13 protein-coding genes are annotated in these 12,914 nt (G+C 66.7%); all 13 read left to right on the top strand.

What is annotated here, in order from left to right; all coding sequences use genetic code 11:
• The first annotated feature begins 29 nt into the window (after positions 1-29).
• Positions 30-974 carry a homoserine kinase gene (gene thrB / locus ROP_RS05915; protein ID WP_012688420.1) on the top strand — a complete coding sequence of 315 codons (945 nt, stop codon included), beginning with the start codon at positions 30-32 and terminating at the stop codon, positions 972-974.
• 328 nt (positions 975-1,302) lie between these two features.
• Positions 1,303-3,366 carry a transcription termination factor Rho gene (gene rho, locus ROP_RS05910; protein ID WP_012688419.1) on the top strand — a complete coding sequence of 688 codons (2,064 nt, stop codon included), beginning with the start codon at positions 1,303-1,305 and terminating at the stop codon, positions 3,364-3,366.
• A gap of 224 nt (positions 3,367-3,590) precedes the next feature.
• Complete coding sequence (gene rpmE / locus ROP_RS05905; protein WP_005252948.1) at positions 3,591-3,833, top strand: 50S ribosomal protein L31; 243 nt, start codon at positions 3,591-3,593, stop codon at positions 3,831-3,833.
• 92 nt (positions 3,834-3,925) lie between these two features.
• The gene (prfA, locus tag ROP_RS05900) at positions 3,926-5,005 is read left to right on the top strand and encodes a peptide chain release factor 1 (RefSeq protein ID WP_012688418.1); all 1,080 of its coding nucleotides are present in this window, start codon (positions 3,926-3,928) and stop codon (positions 5,003-5,005) included.
• A gap of 54 nt (positions 5,006-5,059) precedes the next feature.
• Positions 5,060-5,989: a peptide chain release factor N(5)-glutamine methyltransferase gene (prmC, locus tag ROP_RS05895; protein WP_012688417.1), complete on the top strand. Its 930-nt coding sequence runs from the start codon at positions 5,060-5,062 to the stop codon at positions 5,987-5,989.
• The gene (locus ROP_RS05890) at positions 5,986-6,642 is read left to right on the top strand and encodes an L-threonylcarbamoyladenylate synthase (protein WP_012688416.1); all 657 of its coding nucleotides are present in this window, start codon (positions 5,986-5,988) and stop codon (positions 6,640-6,642) included. The genes prmC and ROP_RS05890 overlap by 4 nt, the downstream gene beginning before the upstream one ends.
• Positions 6,639-7,820 carry a glycosyltransferase family 4 protein gene (locus ROP_RS05885; RefSeq protein WP_012688415.1) on the top strand — a complete coding sequence of 394 codons (1,182 nt, stop codon included), beginning with the start codon at positions 6,639-6,641 and terminating at the stop codon, positions 7,818-7,820. The genes ROP_RS05890 and ROP_RS05885 overlap by 4 nt, the downstream gene beginning before the upstream one ends.
• Positions 7,821-7,858: 38 nt before the next feature.
• Entirely contained in the window at positions 7,859-8,332 is a 474-nt protein-coding gene (locus ROP_RS05880) for a hypothetical protein (RefSeq protein ID WP_043824273.1), read from the top strand.
• Positions 8,333-8,653: 321 nt separating this feature from the next.
• Entirely contained in the window at positions 8,654-9,439 is a 786-nt protein-coding gene (atpB, locus tag ROP_RS05875) for a F0F1 ATP synthase subunit A (RefSeq protein WP_371851572.1), read from the top strand.
• 85 nt (positions 9,440-9,524) lie between these two features.
• Positions 9,525-9,773 (top strand): ATP synthase F0 subunit C, encoded by a 249-nt coding sequence (locus tag ROP_RS05870; protein WP_012688412.1) that lies wholly within the window; start codon positions 9,525-9,527, stop codon positions 9,771-9,773.
• Positions 9,774-9,782: 9 nt separating this feature from the next.
• Positions 9,783-10,343, top strand: coding sequence for a F0F1 ATP synthase subunit B (locus tag ROP_RS05865; protein ID WP_012688411.1), 561 nt, complete (start codon positions 9,783-9,785; stop codon positions 10,341-10,343).
• 5 nt (positions 10,344-10,348) lie between these two features.
• Positions 10,349-11,176 (top strand): F0F1 ATP synthase subunit delta, encoded by an 828-nt coding sequence (locus ROP_RS05860; protein WP_043826274.1) that lies wholly within the window; start codon positions 10,349-10,351, stop codon positions 11,174-11,176.
• 62 nt (positions 11,177-11,238) lie between these two features.
• Complete coding sequence (atpA, locus tag ROP_RS05855; protein WP_012688409.1) at positions 11,239-12,882, top strand: F0F1 ATP synthase subunit alpha; 1,644 nt, start codon at positions 11,239-11,241, stop codon at positions 12,880-12,882.
• The last annotated feature ends 32 nt before the right edge of the window (positions 12,883-12,914 follow it).

Here is a 12,914-nt window from a genome sequence, read left to right as displayed (position 1 = left end):
CCACCACGCCGCAGGACCAGACCGCCGCCATGACACAGACCCTCCCCGCGGGCCTCACCGTGACCGCCCGCGTGCCTGCGTCGAGCGCCAACCTCGGCCCGGGTTTCGACACGCTGGGCATCGCGCTCGGACTGTACGACGAGATCACCGTGACGACCACGGCTTCGGGGCTGAACATCCGGGTCGAGGGCGAGGGTGCCGACGACGTGCCGTGGGGTCCGTCCCATCTCGTGGTCCGGGCGATCGAACGCGGCCTGGAATCGGCCGGCGTGTGGGCTGACGGTCTGGATGTGGTGTGCCGCAACGTGATACCCCATTCGCGTGGTCTGGGGTCGTCCGCCTCCGCTGTCGTCGGCGGGCTGGCGGCCGCGAACGGCCTCGCAATCAAGCTCGACCCCGAACTCGGGCTGTCGCTCGATCAGCTCGTCCAGCTGTCGTCCGAATTCGAAGGGCACCCCGACAACGCGTCGGCGAGCGTGCTCGGTGGCGCCGTCGTGTCGTGGAGCTGCGCGGGTGAGCAGGCCGACGGGGCGCCCGCGGCCACCGACATCTACTCGGCCGTCGCGCTGAAGGTGCACCCCGCGATCCGGGTCGTCGCTCTGGTTCCGGGGGAGCGTTCGTCGACGGCCCACACGCGGGGTCTGTTGCCGGAGACGGTTCCCCACCGGGATGCCGCGTTCAACGTCAGCCGCGGCGCCCTCGCTGTGGTCGCGCTCACAGAGCGTCCCGACCTCCTCATGGCGGCCACTGAGGATCGACTGCATCAGACGCAGCGCGCTCCGGCCCTTCCGCTGACGACGCGATGGATCGCCGTCCTCCGGAAGGCGGGTATCGCCGCCACCGTCTCGGGAGCCGGACCGACCGTCCTCGCATTGACCACGGAGCCTTTCCCCGTGGAACTTCGAGCACAGGCCGAGGCCGAGGGGTTGCAGGTTCTCGAACTGGACGTAGCCGACGGCGTCCGGACCAGCTGACACGCCGTAGGGGCGTCTCCTTGCCCCTACGGGCGTTCACAGCTATCCTGGGCACTGTCCGTACATCGTGCGCATCAGACGCCGGTGCTTCACCAGGGCAATTACTCCAGGTCAATCGGGGTTGACGGCTCCTGGCACGATCCTCCGCACTATCTGTCGTGTAGGGATTGCGAGTACGCGCCTGTTTCAAGGGTGATGTGATGGCGGGCAAGCCGGCAGTTCTTCACATGCAACTACGTACGGCACATCCGAATTCGGTACTCGAAACCGAATTACGGGACGAACCCTCGACTCAGCGCAGCGCGAGTGAGGGAAGGAAAGGACCTCCGTGACCGATACGGACCTCATCGCCGCTCCTGTGCGCGCCTCCTCGGTGGATACCGTTGGCGCGCAGGCAGGCGACTCTACACAGGCGTCATCAGTGACGGCCTCCACAAAGCGCGCCGACGCGCGCCGAGGTGCCGGGCTGTCCGGAATGGTGCTCACCGAGCTCCGCTCTCTCGCAGGTGAGCTGGGCATCAAGGGCATTTCGGGGATGCGCAAGGGCGACCTGATCGCCGCGATCAAGGAGCGTCAGGGCGGCTCTGCGGCCCCGGCCGCTGCCGCGACCGAAACCGCTCCTCGGACCCGGGCAACGCGCGCAAAGCGCGAACAGTCCGCTCAAACCGAACTCGAAGTGACTCCGCAGGCGGAGCCCGCCGAGAAGGCCGCCGAGCCCAAGACGGCCGAAACCGCGACGGGCGACGGCGCCGCCGCCGACACCGACACCGCCGAAGGCGGACGTCGTGGCCGCCAGCGCCGGGGCTCCGCACGTCGGGCGGGCGCTCCCGAGCCGGGTGACCAGGGCGGAAACGCCCAGGACACCGCCTCGGCGACTGCCACCGACACGCAGCAGGCCGAGCGCAAGCAGGCCGAAGACCGTCAGGACGCCGCCGAGAAGCCGGCCAAGCAGGACGGCTCCGGCGAGCAGGGCGGCGACCGCAACCGGCGTGAGCGCGGCGATACCCGTGGTGATCGTGGCGAGACCCGCGGTGACCGGGGCGAACGCGGCGACCGGGGGGATCGTGACAACCGCGGCGACCGCGGCCAGGGTGGCAACGGACCGCGCACCAACGACAACCGGCCCGGCGACGACGAGGAAGGCGGTCGCGGACGCCGCGGACGCCGCTTCCGCGAACGTCGTCGTGGACGCGACCGCGGTGAAGGCGGCGGCGGTGACGCCCGCGAGACCGAGATCCGCGAGGACGACGTCCTGCAGCCGGTCGCGGGCATCCTGGACGTCCTCGACAACTACGCGTTCGTGCGGACCTCCGGCTACCTGGCCGGACCGAACGACGTCTACGTGTCGATGAACCTGATCCGCAAGAACGGTCTCCGTCGCGGCGACGCCATCACCGGCGCCGTCAGGGTGGGCCGCGAGGGCGACCAGGGCAACCAGCGGCAGAAGTTCAACCCGCTGGTCCGTATCGACACCGTCAACGGCGGCGATGTCGAAGCGGCCAAGAAGCGCCCCGAGTTCGGCAAGCTCACCCCGCTGTACCCGAACCAGCGGCTGCGTCTGGAGACGACGCCGAACATCCTGACGACGCGTGTCATCGACCTGGTGATGCCGATCGGCAAGGGACAGCGAGCGCTGATCGTGAGCCCGCCGAAGGCCGGTAAGACCAGCGTTCTGCAGGCCATCGCGAACGCCATCGCGACCAACAACCCCGAGTGCTACCTCATGGTCGTGCTGGTCGACGAGCGTCCCGAAGAGGTCACCGACATGCAGCGTTCGGTGAAGGGCGAGGTCATCTCCTCGACCTTCGACCGTCCGCCGGGAGACCACACCTCGGTCGCCGAGCTCGCCATCGAGCGCGCGAAGCGCCTGGTGGAGGCGGGTAAGGACGTCGTCGTCCTCCTCGACTCGATCACCCGCCTCGGCCGTGCGTACAACAACTCGTCGCCGGCGTCGGGACGCATCCTGTCCGGTGGTGTCGACTCGACCGCGCTGTATCCGCCGAAGCGTTTCCTCGGTGCTGCGCGCAACATCGAGAACGGCGGTTCGCTGACGATCATCGCGACGGCCATGGTCGAGACCGGTTCCACCGGCGACACCGTGATCTTCGAGGAGTTCAAGGGCACCGGTAACGCCGAGCTGAAGCTCGATCGCAAGATCGCGGAACGCCGCGTGTTCCCGGCCGTGGACGTGAACCCCTCGGGCACACGTAAGGACGAGCTGCTGCTCAGCCCGGACGAGGCCGCGGTGCTGCACAAGCTCCGGCGCGTGCTCTCCGGACTCGATTCGCACCAGGCCATCGATCTGCTGATCGACCGGCTCAAGAAGAGCAAGAGCAACCTCGAGTTCCTCATGCAGGTGTCGAAGACTGCTCCGGGCGCGATCGACGACTGATCATCGACCCGAAGCGGGGCCCGGCGACTTCGGTCGCCGGGCCCCGTTGTTTCCCCCGGAATCACCGTGGAACAAAACGCGGACCACCCGCGTTGACCACACCGCAAGCACAAATGCCGATTGGGATCGCGAACCTGCGATCTGGCATACTGAGCGGCTGAGTCCGGTTCCGGTTCACGTCTTCGAACGGCGAAGGCGACCCGGCGACCATTGAAAGGGACACCATGAAGTCAGGCATTCACCCCAATTACGTGGCCACCACCGTGGTCTGTGGTTGCGGCAACACCTTCGAGACCCACAGCACCAAGGAGACCGGGCGTATCAACGTCGAGGTCTGCTCGCAGTGCCACCCGTTCTACACCGGCAAGCAGAAGATCCTCGACACCGGTGGACGTGTCGCCCGCTTCGAGGCTCGCTACGGCAAGCGTGCCGGCAAGGGCGCAGCCAAGGAATCTGCAGAGTCCTAGCTGTTCCGCCGACGCCCGTCCTGCGATAATTGCAGGCCGGGCGTCGGCTTTTTTGTGCCCATTCCCGAGAAGAACGCAGAGCGGAGCGAATCATGGCAGGGACCACCCAGCCTTCGGCCATCGACGACATCCTGGCCGAACATGCCGGCCTGGAGCAGCAGTTGGCGGACCCGGCCCTGCACAACGATGCGTCCGCGGCCCGCAAGGCGGGCAAGCGATTCGCCGAGCTCGCGCCGATCATGGCGACCTACACCAGGCTCAAGTCGGCGCAGGACGATCTGGACGCGGCGCGTGAACTCGCTGCCGACGACTCCAGCTTCGCCGCCGAGGTGCCCGCCCTCGAGGAGCAGGTACTCGAACTGGACAAGACCCTCACCGACCTTCTGGCCCCCCGCGACCCGCACGACGGTGACGACGTCGTGCTCGAGGTGAAGTCGGGCGAGGGCGGCGAGGAATCCGCGCTGTTCGCCTCCGACCTGGCCCGGATGTACGTCCGGTACGCCGAGCGTCACGGCTGGCGCGTCGAGATCCTCGACGCGACCGTCTCCGACCTCGGCGGATACAAGGACGCGACGCTGTCGATCAAGTCGAAGGGTGACGTGCGTGACGGGGTCTGGGCGCGGCTGAAGTTCGAGGGCGGCGTCCACCGTGTGCAGCGCGTGCCCGTGACGGAATCGCAGGGACGTGTCCACACGTCCGCCGCCGGTGTCCTCATCTACCCGGAACCGGAAGAGGTGGAGGAGGTGCAGATCGACGAAACCGATCTGCGCATCGACGTCTACCGCTCCTCGGGCAAGGGCGGTCAGGGTGTCAACACCACCGACTCCGCGGTCCGGATCACGCACCTGCCCACCGGCATCGTCGTGACCTGTCAGAACGAACGCTCGCAGTTGCAGAACAAGGCCCGCGCCATGCAGGTGCTCGCCGCCCGGCTGCAGGCTGCGGCGGAGGAGGCCGCGGATGCGGAGGCGTCGGCGGGCAGGCAGAGCCAGGTGCGCACCGTCGACCGCTCCGAGCGGATCCGCACCTACAACTTCCCGGAGAACCGCATCACCGATCACCGGATCGGATTCAAGTCCCACAACCTGGACGCGGTCCTCGACGGCGAACTCGACGCCCTCCTCGACGCGCTCGGCAAGTCGGACCGTGAGGCGAGGCTCGCCGCGGAGTAGCCGCGAAGCCGGGACCGCGCCACCGGACGGCGGGCCGCGTGGCAGTCTGTACCTGTGAGTCGCCTTCCTCTTCGCCTGGCCCTGATCGACGCAACCGCGCAACTCGACGAGGCCGGGGTGCGTAGCTCCCGTGCGGACGCCGAACTGCTCGCGGCACACCTGCTGGGGGTGGAGCGGACCCGGCTCGGGCTCGTCCCGCTCGTCGACGAGTCGGTGATCGACGCCTACAAGAAGATGGTCGATCAGCGGGCCAAACGGATTCCGTTGCAGTACATCCTCGGTACGGCCGCGATGGGAGACATCGACATCGAGGTCGGCCCCGGCGTTTTCGTGCCGCGCCCCGAGACGGAACTGCTGCTCGGGTGGGCGCTCGCGTTCCTCGGAAGCTGCGATCAGCATCCGCCGGTTGTCCTCGACCTGTGCACCGGGTCGGGCGCGCTCGCGCTGGCGATCGCCAACGCCCGCCCCGACGCCGTCGTGCACGCCGTCGAATTGGAACCGCATGCTCTCGCGTGGGCCCGGCGCAACGCCGACGCCCGTGAACAGGCAGGTGACGCGCCGATCCGGCTGTACCAGGGCGACGTGACCGACCGGACGTTGCTCGCCGGACTCGAGGGCGGGGTCGACCTGATCGTCGCGAATCCGCCGTACATCCCCGAGGGCGTCGAACTCGAACCCGAAGTCGCCGACCACGATCCGCACAGCGCGTTGTTCGCCGGACCGGACGGTCTGTCCGTCATCAAGCCGATGATCTCGAACGTCGCGCGCTGGCTGCGCATCGGGGGAGCGGTGGGAATCGAGCACGACGACTCGAACGGGTCCGACGTGGCGGCACTGTTCGCGTCCCGCCGGGTGTTCGGCGAGGTCGCGGAGCACCCGGACCTGGCAGGGAAGCCGCGCTTCGTCGTGGCCCGCCGCGTCGCAACGGATATCGAGGCGCAGCGTGCAGGGGCCGAATCCGAGGGTGAAAGAATGAACCGGTGAGTACCGTTTACGACTGTGGCCTTCCCGATTCACGCTCCGCCGGACTGAGTGCGGCCAAGAATGCGCTGAAGGCCGGGCGTCTCGTCGTGCTCCCCACGGACACCCTGTACGGAATCGGCGCGGACGCCTTCGACAGCGAGGCCGTCGCTGCCCTCCTGCGGGCCAAGGGGCGCGGTCGCGACATGCCGGTGCCGGTGCTGGTCGGTTCATGGAACACGATCGACGGCCTGGTGTACAGCGTGCGCCCGCAGGCGCGCGACCTCATCCGGGCGTTCTGGCCCGGCGGGCTGAGTCTCGTTGTGGAACAAGCGCCTTCGCTGGCGTGGGACCTCGGCGACACCCGGGGCACGGTGATGCTGCGCATGCCGCTGCATCCGGTCGCCCTCGAACTGCTGCGTGAGGTCGGACCGCTCGCGGTGTCGAGTGCGAACGTCTCCGGGCGCCCGCCCGCCACGACGGTGGAGGAAGCCCGGGAGCAACTCGGCGGATCGGCGAGCGTGTATCTCGACGGTGGCCGGGCGGAACAGGGGCAGGCCTCGACCATCGTCGACCTCACCGGCGCGGCCCCGCGGATCCTGCGTGTGGGCGCAGTGCCCACCGGCGATGTCGCCGACGTGCTCGGAGTGACGGCGGAGAGTCTGTCCGCCCAGTGAGTGCTGCCGAGTCGGCCGGCGTGGTGCTGGCCCAAGCAGGTGGGGGCGCGGGTGTCCCGCTGCGTGAACTCCTGCTCGTCCTCTTCACGGCCGCGGTGGTGACCTACCTCGCCACCGGAGCCGTGCGGCTGTTCGCGCTGCGGTTCGGCGCGGTGGCGGTGCCGCGGGACCGGGACGTCCACGTCACCCCGACTCCGCGCCTCGGCGGGGTCGGTATGTATCTCGGCATGCTCGTCGCGTTGTTGTTCGCGCAACAGCTACCGGCGCTCACCAGGGGTTTCGAGTTCACCTCCGACATCCCCGCGGCCCTGGTCTCGGGATTCGTGATCGTGCTGGTGGGCGTCGTCGACGACCGCTGGGGCCTGGACGCGCTCACGAAGTTCGTCGGCCAGGTCACCGCGGCCGGGATCCTCGTCGTGATGGGTGTGAGCTGGTTCATCGTCTACATGCCGTTCGGGGACGGCAGCACGGTCATCCTCGACCAGCTCCAGGCCGGTCTCGTCACCGTGGGTGTCGCGGTGGTGATGGTGAACGCCATGAACTTCGTCGACGGCCTCGACGGCCTCGCCGCGGGCCTCGGCCTGATCTCCTCGCTGGCGATCTGCGTGTTTTCGGTGGGGCTTCTGCACGATCAGGGTGGCGACGTCAGCGCCTATCCGCCCGCTCTGATCGCCGCCGCGCTGGCGGGTGCGTGTCTCGGATTCCTTCCGCACAACTTCCAGCCCGCCAAGATCTTCATGGGTGACTCCGGCTCCATGCTGATCGGGCTGATGCTCGCCGCCATCTCCACCAGCGCGTCCGGTCGCATTCCGTTGACCGCGTACGGCACCCGCGACCTGCTCGGTCTGCTGTCTCCGCTGTTGCTGGTCGGTGCGGTCATGTTCATTCCGATCCTCGACCTGTTGCTGGCTGTGGTCCGGCGAACCCGCGCCGGGGTGAGCCCGTTCAGCCCCGACAAGATGCACCTGCACCACCGGCTCCTGCAGATCGGGCACTCGCATCGTCGAGTCGTGCTGCTCATCTACTTGTGGGTCGGTGTGCTGGCGTTCGGCGCGGTCGGTTCGGCCCTGTTCGACCGTCGCGTCGTCGTGCTCCTGGTGGCGGGAGGCCTCGTGTTCGCGCTGGTCGTGACGGCTGTCCCGTCGATTCGCGGACAGCAGCACGACCGCCGGGGCTGACAGGAGGGTTGCCGCGGACCGGCGAAGATCCACTACCCTTGGCGACCGTGACGTTCACCCCTGCCTCCGCCCCTGATCACACCGCGTCGTTGCGGGCTGCCGTCCGCTACGGAGTTCTCGGGCTGATCGTGCTGGCAGTGGTCGGTTCGATCGTCGCGTTTCTCGTCGCGGGCAAGCCCGGCCTGTACGGGGCACTTCTCGGTGCGGCCGTCGGGGGAGGGTTCATCCTGTGCACCGCGCTCGGTGTGCTGTTCACCGCGAAGCTCCCGGCGCTGACGGCGGGAGCGGTACTGCTCGGTACCTGGTTGCTGAAGATGATCCTCGCGATCACGGTCCTCGCCGTCCTCAAACCGCTCGACTTCTACGACAAGACGGCATTGGTGCTGGTCATGGTGCTTTCGCTGGTCATCGTGCTCGGAGCGGAAACGTTTGGGGTGCTCGGCACCAAGGCGCCGTACGTCGAACCCACGCCGTCGGACGACGGTGGATCGTCCGATTCGGACGATAAGTAGTACTACGAGATGTAGTAAAATTGAATCGACCCCGACCCCGTCTACACAACGTCGTAGATGACTTGCTAAGGTCTGGGTCAAGCGAGAGCAATGAGAGTGCGAGTCAGTTACTCGCCGGTATTGCATGCTTGTAGGTGGCCGCACTTCCAGGGCCGCCGAGTCGACGAGAGTCGCCGACACCGACAGACGCTGGACTCGAACAGTCCGCAGCAGCTGACGAATACGCGAGTCGAGCTTGTCGACTTGTTTGATCGTCAATGTCCGATCGAACCGCAGTCAACGAAGGCTGCGGACCGACTACGGGAGAGAACGCTGAGCGTCATCAACGTGGCCGCGGAAGAATTCCACGCGCCTTCCCTGAACGACTTCTTCCCGCCCGCGGTCCTGTTCGAAGGGACTCCGTTCGAACTCGACCGCCTGATGCTGGTTCGCATCCTGCTGTCCGCGCTGATGATGCTCTTCTTCGTCATCGCGATGCGCAGCCCGAAGATCATTCCTCGCGGTGTCCAGAACATCGGCGAGATCGCGCTCGACTTCGTCCGGATCAACATCGCGGAAGAAATTCTCGGCAAGGAGCAGGGCAAGCGCTTCCTGCCGGTCATCACCACCATCTTCTTCCTGGTGCTCGCCAGCAACCTCGGCAGCATCATCCCCTTCATCAACATCTCGCCGAACGCGCGAATCGGCATGCCGCTCGTGCTCGCCGCCCTGGCGTACATCGTGTTCAACTACGTCGGCATCAAGAAGTACGGCTTCTTCAAGTACGTGAAGAGCAGCATCGTGGTCCCGGGTGTGCCGCTTCCGCTGCACTTCCTGCTCGTGCCGATCGAGTTCATCTCGACGTTCGTCCTCCGGCCGTTCACGCTCATGGTTCGTCTCATGGCCAACATGCTGGCCGGCCACATCCTGCTGGTGCTGTTCTTCAGCGCCACCCAGTACTTCTTCTTCGTCTCCGGTGGGTTCCAGGCCGTGTTCGGTGTGGCCTCGCTTGCCGCCGGCATTGCATTCACCTTCTTCGAACTGCTGGTGATCTTCCTGCAGGCCTACGTTTTCGCGCTGCTCACGTCGGTGTACATCGATCTGGCGCTGCACGCGGATTCGCACTGAGCACCACAAAGCTTCACGACCAGCTACACCAAGAACTGAGCCTCGCCGAACACGGTGGAGGTCAACAGAAAGGGAACGAAACACCATGAGCCTCGCGTACCTGGCACAGGAAGCGGTCGAGACCACCACCACGGCGAAGGGCTTCGGAGCCATCGGCTACGGCCTCGCCGCGATCGGCCCCGGCATCGGCGTGGGCATCGTTGTCGGTAAGGCGATCGAGGGCATGGTCCGCCAGCCCGAGATGGCCGGACAGGTTCGTACCACGATGTTCCTCGGTATCGCCTTCACCGAAGCCCTCGCGCTGATCGGCCTCGTCGCCGGCTTCATTTTCTAAGACCGTCACATGGCAGCCAACATCGCATTGCTCGCGGCAGAGGAAGAGAGCCACAACCCTCTCCTCCCCGCGACGTATGACATCGTTTGGTCGATCGTCTGCCTGGTCATCGTTGGTTTCGTCTTCTGGAAGTACGTCCTTCCGATGTTCCAGAAGGTCCTTGCCGAGCGAACCGAGCAGATCGACGGCGGCATCAAGCGGGCCGAAGAGGCCCAGGCCGAAGCGAAGGCGGCGCTCGAGCAGTACCGCGCTCAGCTCGCCGAAGCTCGCACCGAGGCTGCGCAGATCCGTGAGGACGCGCGCACCCAGGGGCAGCAGATCATCGCCGAAATGAAGGCACAGGCTCAGGAAGAAAGCGACCGCATCGTGGCCGCCGGCAACAACCAGCTGGTTGCGCAGCGTCAGCAGATCGTCACCGAACTGCGCGCCGATCTCGGCCGCACCGCGGTCGACCTCGCGGAGAAGCTCATCGGTGAGTCCCTCGCCGACGACGTGAAGCGGGCCGGCACCGTCGATCGATTCCTGAACGAGCTCGACTCCATCGGCGCAAATTCCGCAGCAGGGAAGTGAGCACCATGTACGCAGCGAGCCGTGAGGCCTTGACGCAGACCCGTGCTGCGTTGTCTTCGGCCTTGGGATCCGTCTCTGCCGGAGCAGCCACAGCGGCCGCGGCCCAGATCGGGGCCGAGCTGTTCTCGGTCGTCGAGATCCTGGACGAGCAGCGCACTCTCCGGAGTGCCCTGTCGGACACCTCGACGACCGGGAGCGTTCGCGAAGGTCTGGCCGAGCGGGTGTTCGGCAGCAAGGTCTCGGCCGAGACCCTCGCCGTCGTGAAGTCGGCGGCGGGCCAGGACTGGTCCGTCACCTCCGACCTGCTCAACTCGCTGGTGCTCCTCGGTCGGGAATCGCTGCTGAAGGCAGCGGCCGATCAGGGACAGCTCGACGCCGTCGAGGACGAGCTCTTCCGCCTCGGCCGCATCGTTGCCGGTGACCCGAAGCTCGAGCAGTCACTGTCCGACCGTTCCGTACCGGCGAAGGGCAAGCGTGACCTGCTCTCCAAGCTGCTGTACGGCAAGGTCACCGCTGTCTCCGAGGCATTGGCGACCCAGGCAGTGGGCCGGTTGAAGAACTCCGCACCCGCGGACGCCTTCGACGAACTGTCGAATCTGGCAGCAGCACAGCGGAAGGCGGTTGTCGCCAAGGTGCGCAGCGCTGCACCGCTGTCCAGTGAGCAGTCGGATCGGCTGACCGCCACCCTCACCCGTACCTACGGGAAGCCGGTGACGGTTCACGTGGAGGTCGATCCTGAACTCCTCAGCGGCTTGGTCGTCCGGGTGGGCGACGAGGTGATCGACGGCAGCGGAGCGGGACGTCTCGCAGCGTTGCGGAAGTCCCTCAAGTAGTCCGCAACCGAACCCCATACCCCAGATCTTTTCGAAGACCAGACACCGAGAGCAGGAAAAACATGGCGGAGCTGACGATCTCCTCCGACGAGATCCGTAGCGCGATCGAGAACTACACCGCGAGCTACTCCCCGGAGGCCTCCCGCGAAGAGGTCGGCGTCGTGACCGACACCAGCGACGGCATCGCGCACGTCAGTGGCCTGCCTTCGGCGATGGCCAACGAACTGCTGGAGTTCCCCGGCGGAATTCTGGGCGTCGCGCTCAACCTGGATGCCACCGAGATCGGTGCCGTCATCCTGGGCGATTACGAGAACATCCAGGAAGGCCAGGAAGTCAAGCGGACCGGCGACGTGCTGTCGGTGCCCGTCGGCGACGCCTTCCTCGGCCGCGTCATCAACCCGCTCGGCCAGCCGATCGACGGCCTGGGCGAGATCGCGAGCGACGAGACCCGCGCCCTCGAGCTGCAGGCTGCCTCGGTCCTCGAGCGTCAGCCCGTCGAGGAGCCGCTGCAGACCGGCATCAAGGCCATCGACGCGATGACCCCGATCGGCCGCGGACAGCGTCAGCTCGTCATCGGCGACCGTAAGACGGGCAAGACCGCCGTCTGCATCGACGCGATCCTGAACCAGAAGGCCAACTGGGAGACCGGCGACGAGAAGCAGCAGGTTCGCTGCATCTACGTCGCGATCGGCCAGAAGGGTTCCACCATCGCGGGCGTCAAGGCTGCCCTCGAGGAGCAGGGCGCGATGGAGTACACCACCATCGTCGCCGCCCCGGCCTCCGACTCCGCCGGTTTCAAGTGGCTCGCCCCCTACACCGGCTCCGCCATCGGTCAGCACTGGATGTACCAGGGCAAGCACGTCCTGGTCGTGTTCGACGACCTGACCAAGCAGGCCGAGGCGTACCGCGCCATCTCGCTGCTGCTGCGCCGCCCGCCGGGACGTGAGGCATACCCCGGTGACGTCTTCTACCTGCACTCCCGCCTGCTGGAGCGTTCGGCCAAGCTGTCCGACGCGCTGGGTGGAGGCTCGCTGACCGCGCTGCCGATTATCGAGACCAAGGCCAACGACGTCTCGGCGTACATCCCGACCAACGTCATCTCCATCACCGACGGTCAGGTGTTCCTCGAGTCGGACCTGTTCAACAAGGGTGTCCGTCCCGCCATCAACGTCGGCATCTCGGTGTCCCGTGTCGGTGGCGCCGCGCAGACCAAGGGCATGAAGAAGGTGTCCGGCTCGCTGCGTCTGGAGCTGGCCCAGTTCCGCGAGCTCGAGGCGTTCTCCGCCTTCGCCTCCGATCTGGACGCCGCCTCGAAGGCACAGCTCGAGCGTGGTGCCCGCCTGGTGGAGCTGCTCAAGCAGGATCAGTACAGCCCGATCCCCGTCGAGGACCAGATCGTGTCGATCTACCTTGCCGGTGAAGGTGTCTTCGACAGCGTGCCCGTCGGCGACGTCCGCCGCTTCGAGGCCGAGCTGCTCGACGAGCTGCACCGCACCGCCTCCGGCGTGTACGAGAGCATCAAGGGCGGCAAGGCCCTCGACGCCGACAACGCCAAGGCGCTGGTCGAGGCCACCGACAAGTTCAAGGAGACCTTCCTCGCGTCCGACGGAAGCCGGGTCGTGAACGAGGCCGAGGCTGAAGCCCTGGACGCCGGCGAGGTCGGCCACGAGCAGATCAACGTCAAGCGCACCACCGTCAGCAAGTGAGCGGCCTGCCCATGATGCTGCGAAACATGAAG

Origin of the sequence: Rhodococcus opacus B4, from assembly GCF_000010805.1 — a bacterium.
Lineage (GTDB): Bacteria > Actinomycetota > Actinomycetes > Mycobacteriales > Mycobacteriaceae > Rhodococcus_F > Rhodococcus_F opacus_C.
Note: the sequence above shows the minus strand (reverse complement) of the source record. Positions and strands in the feature narration are given on the sequence as shown.

Excerpts from the sequence above, each read along its gene's own strand:
- thrB (WP_012688420.1), top strand. The coding sequence starts at position 30 with ATGACACAGACCCTCCCCGCGGGCCTCACCGTGACCGCCCGCGTGCCT.
- rpmE (WP_005252948.1), top strand. The coding sequence starts at position 3,591 with ATGAAGTCAGGCATTCACCCCAATTACGTGGCCACCACCGTGGTCTGT.
- prfA (WP_012688418.1), top strand. The coding sequence starts at position 3,926 with ATGGCAGGGACCACCCAGCCTTCGGCCATCGACGACATCCTGGCCGAA.
- ROP_RS05870 (WP_012688412.1), top strand. The coding sequence starts at position 9,525 with ATGAGCCTCGCGTACCTGGCACAGGAAGCGGTCGAGACCACCACCACG.
- ROP_RS05865 (WP_012688411.1), top strand. The coding sequence starts at position 9,783 with ATGGCAGCCAACATCGCATTGCTCGCGGCAGAGGAAGAGAGCCACAAC.
- ROP_RS05860 (WP_043826274.1), top strand. The coding sequence starts at position 10,349 with ATGTACGCAGCGAGCCGTGAGGCCTTGACGCAGACCCGTGCTGCGTTG.
- atpA (WP_012688409.1), top strand. The coding sequence starts at position 11,239 with ATGGCGGAGCTGACGATCTCCTCCGACGAGATCCGTAGCGCGATCGAG.